We start from the raw sequence: 6000 nt of genomic DNA on the forward strand, positions 1-6000 counted from the left end.
CCCTCGCGTTTCAGCTCGTCCATCGGCACCGACGGCAGCACCATGCCGCCCCACCGCGGCCTCGCGGACGCGTCGAAAACCGCTCTGATCCGCTCCTCCTGCTCCGTCGCGGGCAGATCCTCGAGCACGTCCTGGAACAGGCCCTTGATCACCGTCTCCAGCCGGTCCAGCACCGCCACCGCCGCGGTCTTGACCTCCGGCCGACCGTAGAGGTATCGGGCCAGCTCCGACTCCTGCACTCGACGCAGCAGAGGACCGGGCCGTGAAACGCTCACATCGAGTGCTGCGGTTCCCGGTGTCTCGCTCTGTGCGGGTCGAGCCCACGGGGTGGCGCCAGGCATCGCGGTGCCCTGCGCTGATTGCATCGCCGGTGTGTCAGATTCGTCGGGTTCGCCGAGATTGATGGCGACGGTGTCCGGTCTACGGGGTGCGCTCGGCGTGGTGTTTTCGCTAGCAGATTCGTCGAAGGCTCCCAGCCGCACGGCTTTCATCAGCATCGGAGTTCGCTTCGTCTCGCCGAGTACGGCGCCGATCCGGGCCCGGCGGCGCTTGACGGTGAGCGTGGCCACGCCCAGCACCTCGGCGATGGCTTGATCCGTGAGGCCGTCGGCCATCAACTGGAGGAGTTGTCGTTGCTCGCGGGACAGTTGGACGGTACCGGCCGGTGGCCGGTGCCCGTCGTGGACGAAACCCTGCCGCTTGGCCGCCAGGACCGTCCGGATCGCGCCGGCGGTACCGAACTTCTTGGCCGCGCTCCGCTGGTAGTTCGTGACCGCCTTCGTGTCGACATCCAGCCGTCGCCCGATCTCCGCATGGGTCAATCCCTGGTAGATCAGGTTGAGCACCTCGAGTTCCCTGCGGGTGAGCCAGGGCGAGGACGCCGCCGTGGTGGGGCTGCTGGGTCGGCTGATCCGAGCTGCGCTGTTTGCGGCCCGAACCGGCAGCCGGGCAGGGAAGTTCGCCGCGGCCGCCACCGCTGTGACCAATTGGCGCGCTGCGACCCAGAGCGCATCACGATCGGATTCGGTGCCGTCGGGCGCGGCAGGTGGTGTGCCCGGACCCGTGGGCCAGAAGGCGCGGATCAAACGGTCACGCCGGTGGCTCGGCAACCCCTCCAGGATGCGCCGCACGTCCGTGGTTCGGGCTTCGGCCAGCAGCTGGACCAGTGGATCGGTTTGCTCGAGTTGTGCGCATTCGGAAACGAACTCCCGGATGCTGTACCAGGGTACCTCGATATTGCGATGGCGCGAGATCACTTCTCGCGCAATGTTGTTCAACCACAACTCGATATTTCGGTTACCGAGCTGCCCGAGGCGTGCGATCGCCGTCGCGCATACCTCGTCGGCGATATGGTGCGCTGCCCGCTGCCCGAAACTACTCGAGAGCCGCGGGATCTCGGTCTCCATCCGTTGCCGGAGCAGGGCGGTCGCGAGCTCCGGTCGTCCGCTCGCGACATGCTGCTCGAGCACCTGCCGCAGCCGGGGTGCGCTGCCCCACGGGGTGCCGAGTCTGCCTGCGGTGTTCGCCTCGTTGGTCGTGCCGTGCTGTGGACCCGGTTGTACCCCAGCGCGATCCGGCGAGTTACGCGGCGAGGTGGTTTCGGGCCCGACCGGCGTGGGATCGGCTTCGTCCGGACCGAGGTCGATCGCGACGGGGTCAGCGCCGCGATCGGCCGGGGTGGACGGCCCGTCGTGGTCCGTCACCGTATTCGCGGGGGCGTCGACGTTCGCGGCCGACAGGAATCCCGCCGCGGCGGTCACGTCGTCGGCTGTGCCCCCTTCGATGCCTGCCCGAACCAGTGCGCGCGTGACGGCGCCGAGATCGCCCGGGGCCTCGGCGAGCGACCGCCGCACGATGGCCGCGATGGGTTCGGGGTCGTCGGGGCTGATCGGCTCCCACACGCCGTCCGTCAGCGCCAGGACGACACCGTCGCCGCGTACGTTTCGGGCCTTCTTGCGCGGTTTCAGCCCGTCCAGGGAGCGGCCCAGATTGTGGGTGAGACCCGGCCCGCCGATCGCCGAGTGTTCGGCTTCTTCACGAGTGGTGTCGTCGAAGAGGTCCAGCATATCCTGGACCTTCGAGTCGTCCCTGGTCAGCGGTATCGGCGCGCCACCATCCAGCGGAATCCAGTACGCGCGGCTGTCGCCCACCCAGTCGACGGCGAGCCGTCCCGACTCCATCAACGCGACCACGATCGTGGTGGCGGGCGGGCCGTCTAGGGGAGACTCTGGGGGCAAGGCGAGTACCGCCTCCTGGGCGGCGGCCACGGCACCCTCGACTATGGCCACCGGGTCGATCCGGCCGTCGCGGTCGGCCCGCCGCAGCGCCGCCACCACGAAATCGTGGGCGGCTGTCTTGGCGGCGGCGGAGGCGCGATGACCGCCCTTCGGCCGGGAGAGACCGTCGTTCACGATCAGTGCGGTGGCCTCTTCGCCACCGACATTCACTCGGATCAGGGCGAAGGCGTCCTCGTTGTGCGCGTGGCTGCCCCGATCGCTCGCTGCCGCGACCGTACCCAGATCCTCCACCGTCAGGTTCTGTTCGACATAGCGCCGCGGTGCGGTTTCATCGGAGCCGCGGGGTTGCTCGACATGTTGCCCCCGTGGGTCTTCCGATCCGGGCTGCGCTGCGCGGTCCTCGGGGGTTCGATCAGGCGACGCCGACTCGCCGGGACCGGGCTCGGTGAGATCGTGCTGCCGAGGCTGGGTCTGTGCGATGAAGTCGGGTTGTCCGTCCGCGCCGGGCCAGACGACGGGTGCGCCGGGTTGAGCCGCCGGGGGAGTGGCTGTCGCGCGATACTGCGGTTCGCCCAGCATCTCCGCGAGAGCGCGGACCCCGCGGTCGGCCATGCCGTAGTTCTCGGCGGCTTGCGCACGTTGTCTTTCTCGATCGGTCGCACCGGCCAGGGCGGCGGCCGCGGTGTCGCGCATCTTGGTTGCCGTCAATAGCTCTGAGATCGCGCGGAAGTGGTCGAGCAGGAATGAGAGTCGCTCCCGGCCTATCCGTGTCGTATCCCCTTGCTCCGCGAAGGTGAGCAGTTCCTCCAGCCACTGCGACATATCTCGCAGCGCGTAATAGCGCCACGTGTCCTCGTCGAGCTGTTCGCTGTCGGTGATCACCGCATCGACCGCTGCCCCCACGGCCACCATCTCCCCGAAAATCGTTTCGGCCACGTCGCGCAGCCGTTCCGTCTCTTCTGGCTGGAGGTGTTCCGCCGGCCGGGTCACGATCGGCGTGTCTGTTCGGTCGCGGGGCTGTGCCCAGACCTCCGCGACGGCGGCGAGAGCCGCTCCGAGCCGGATCTCCGCGGCGTCCTGTCGAGCCTGCAGTACGGCCGGCGTCCCATCCCGCAGCCCCTGCTCGTGGGCGGCGTTTGCCTCGGCGGCTTCGTCCGCGGCGGCCAACCATGCCGACATCTGGTGCGCGAACTGCTCCAGCAACCGCAGCCGTTCCGGTGGGACCTGCGCATCCGTCCGGCGCCGCGCGGCCACCAGTTCATCGATCAGAGCGGGTGCTCGATACAGCACGGGAACGTCCGAAACATCCGCTGCGCCAGCCAGTCTCGCGACGACCGCATCACGGAGGGCCCGTAACCGCTCGGCTTCAGAGAATTCCGCGTTGTCGGGCTGATGGCCTGCGGAAGGGCTTTCACCGGGACCGGTGGCGGCGTGCCCGCTGGAATTCACCGGCTGGTGGGGGTGAATCCGCGGAGCGCCGGGTGTAGGCGTGCTCGATGCCCCTGGTTCGTCGGGGTCGAGGTCGATGGCAACGGGGCCGGGTCCGCGGGGTTCGTCCGGCGTAGCGTCTTCGGAGGTTCCGGACTCCGCCACAATGGTTTTCCCCGTCGCGGCGATCTCGCGAGCGAATCGCTCGTCCCATCCGTCGTCGGGCCGGGTGGTGAGCTCGGCGGCGACGGCGCGTGGTGTCGCGAAGATGGTCGATCCGGCGGTCAACGCCTTGGTGACCTTGGCGAGCAGACGTCGCGATGTTCGTGCGCTCAGTTGGGAGAACCAGTATGCGACGATATTCTCGGTACTCAGGCCATCACTATCGCGCGGTTCGGCGATTACCCAGCGCCCCGTGGGGTCCTTCGCGATCGGAACGGTGACACGCATGCCACCGACGAAGATCTCGGGCATCCAGGTCGCGATTATCCGGCCGGGTTGTCGGGGATAAGTAGTGGAGGCAGCGGTCCACTCTCGGGTTGCCAGACTACGAGCGACCTCCCGTGCGGACAGTGGTCCCTGTTCTTCGGCCAGTGACGCAATTCCCTCTTCGAGAGACTTTTCGTACCAGGACGTTTCGCGTTCGGCCAGACGTCGTCCGATCTCGACGACTTCGTCCACCTTCAGTTCACCGACGCCAAAGCCTCGGTAGCGGAGCTCGTCCGGCTGGTAGAACGCTTCCGGTCCGAGGTCCGCGAGCCACTCCGGGAAGGTGGCACCTCCCAGCAACTCCAGGAAGGAAGCGCGCATATAAGCCTCGAGCAGGGCAGCCGCGGGTTCGCCATAGTGCAACTCGTCCAGCTGAGGATCGTGCGAGTCGGCCGGGCGTCCGTACAACATAATGTGATGCACCGTGCCGTCCGGCCTGGGTATCACCTCGACGAACTTGACTTCGAACCGCCGCCGCGGCGGATAGACATCCTGGAATTGCGGATGAAGCTGAACGAATTCGCGCAGCACCTGGGCATGACGGCCTTGCAATGCCGCTACGATCAGGGTGTTGTACGCGCCTCGCTCGCGCTCCAACGCGACGTGTGGACTCGCCTGGTATCTCTCGATGCCGAATCGAGCGTCATCAGCCGACCGGCCCTCGAAATAGGCCAGCGCCATCGGCGCGTGCAATTCCTCGGACATGGCCTGCATGTTGTGCAGCGCATGCCGATACCGTTCGAGAGGTCCGGCCAACAGCCGAACCTCCTCCTCGCGGCGCTGGGTCCGATCCAGCTCAGACGGGTCGGCCGGTTCCGACCGTGCCTCCTGCAGAGCCGCCCGCAGCGCAGTGAGCTCCGCTTCGCACCGCGCGACACTCCACGCCTGTGGCGCCGGTCGTTGTGGGATCGGCAACCCCACTCGGTTCAACAACTCGTTTTCGGCCCGAATACGTTCGGATGCAACTTTTTTTGTGACTTGCGCCAGTTCGTATCCCAGCTTGTCGACCGCGTGCCGCATGGCGCCCAACTCTGCTATTCGCGTGCGAATATCGGCCGACGATCGCCCGGCAACCGCGGCGGTCCGCGCGGACGGGACGTGTCGGTTGGCGTGCTCGCCCGGCTCGGCCGCCTTCGGTTCGCTGGAATCCGGGTTCGCGGGCCGGTCTTCAGTAGTGCTGTTGCCGGTGCGGATCCGTGGCGTGTCGGGTGTGGGTGTGGTGTTCGGCGCCTGTGACTCTGCCGGCGTGGCGGGGTCGGGCGCATCCGGTTCGTCGGGGTCGAAGTCGATGGCGACGGGGTCGGGTCCACGGGATTGCGTCGGCCGAGTGCCTTCCGGCTGATCCGTCTGGCGAGCGGCATTAGCTTTGTGTTCCCGGTTTTGGCTGCGGACACTCTCGGCGTCCTCGAGGAGACCGGACTTCTCGAGATACTCCTCGACCAGCGGGAGTGCGCGGGCTTGGCGGGGGTTCAGTTTGCCCTTTCGCTCTAGTTGCAGCAGCGCCCCCAGCAACCTGTCCACCGCTGCTGCGCTCGACAGATCTGCGCGCCCGTTGCTGAGCTCGAGGAGCTGTCGTCGCAGTTCCTCGACTTCCTGCCGTAGCATGCTCAGTTTTCCCGGATCTGCGACCAGCTCCCGGATTGTGGGCAGTGGGGCCGAGGCGTGTTCGTTCTGGTCCGTCGGCGCCCCGCGGGTGGAAGCCGGCGGTTCCGGTGTGACGGGGTTCGGTTCGTCGGGGTCGAGGGTTAGGGCCAATGCCGCTCACATAAGGGTTTGACCTGGTCGTCAAATTTGCGAACCGGTCGGTGGGTGAGGCGGAGTCGGTTGTGTCGCTTCAGTTGCGTGT

Annotated in this window: 1 protein-coding gene (only partly in view); it reads right to left on the bottom strand. The window is 67.3% G+C overall.

The annotated features are described in order from the left end of the window. Positions 1-5759 carry the start of a sigma-70 family RNA polymerase sigma factor gene (locus ACWEO7_RS20030; protein WP_452425137.1) on the bottom strand. It extends 22144 nt beyond the left edge of the window, so only the first 5759 of its 27903 coding nucleotides appear in the window; the start codon lies at positions 5757-5759; its stop codon lies beyond the left edge, outside the window. Positions 5760-6000 lie beyond the last annotated feature (241 nt).

This window comes from Nocardia sp. NPDC004260, from assembly GCF_053603155.1.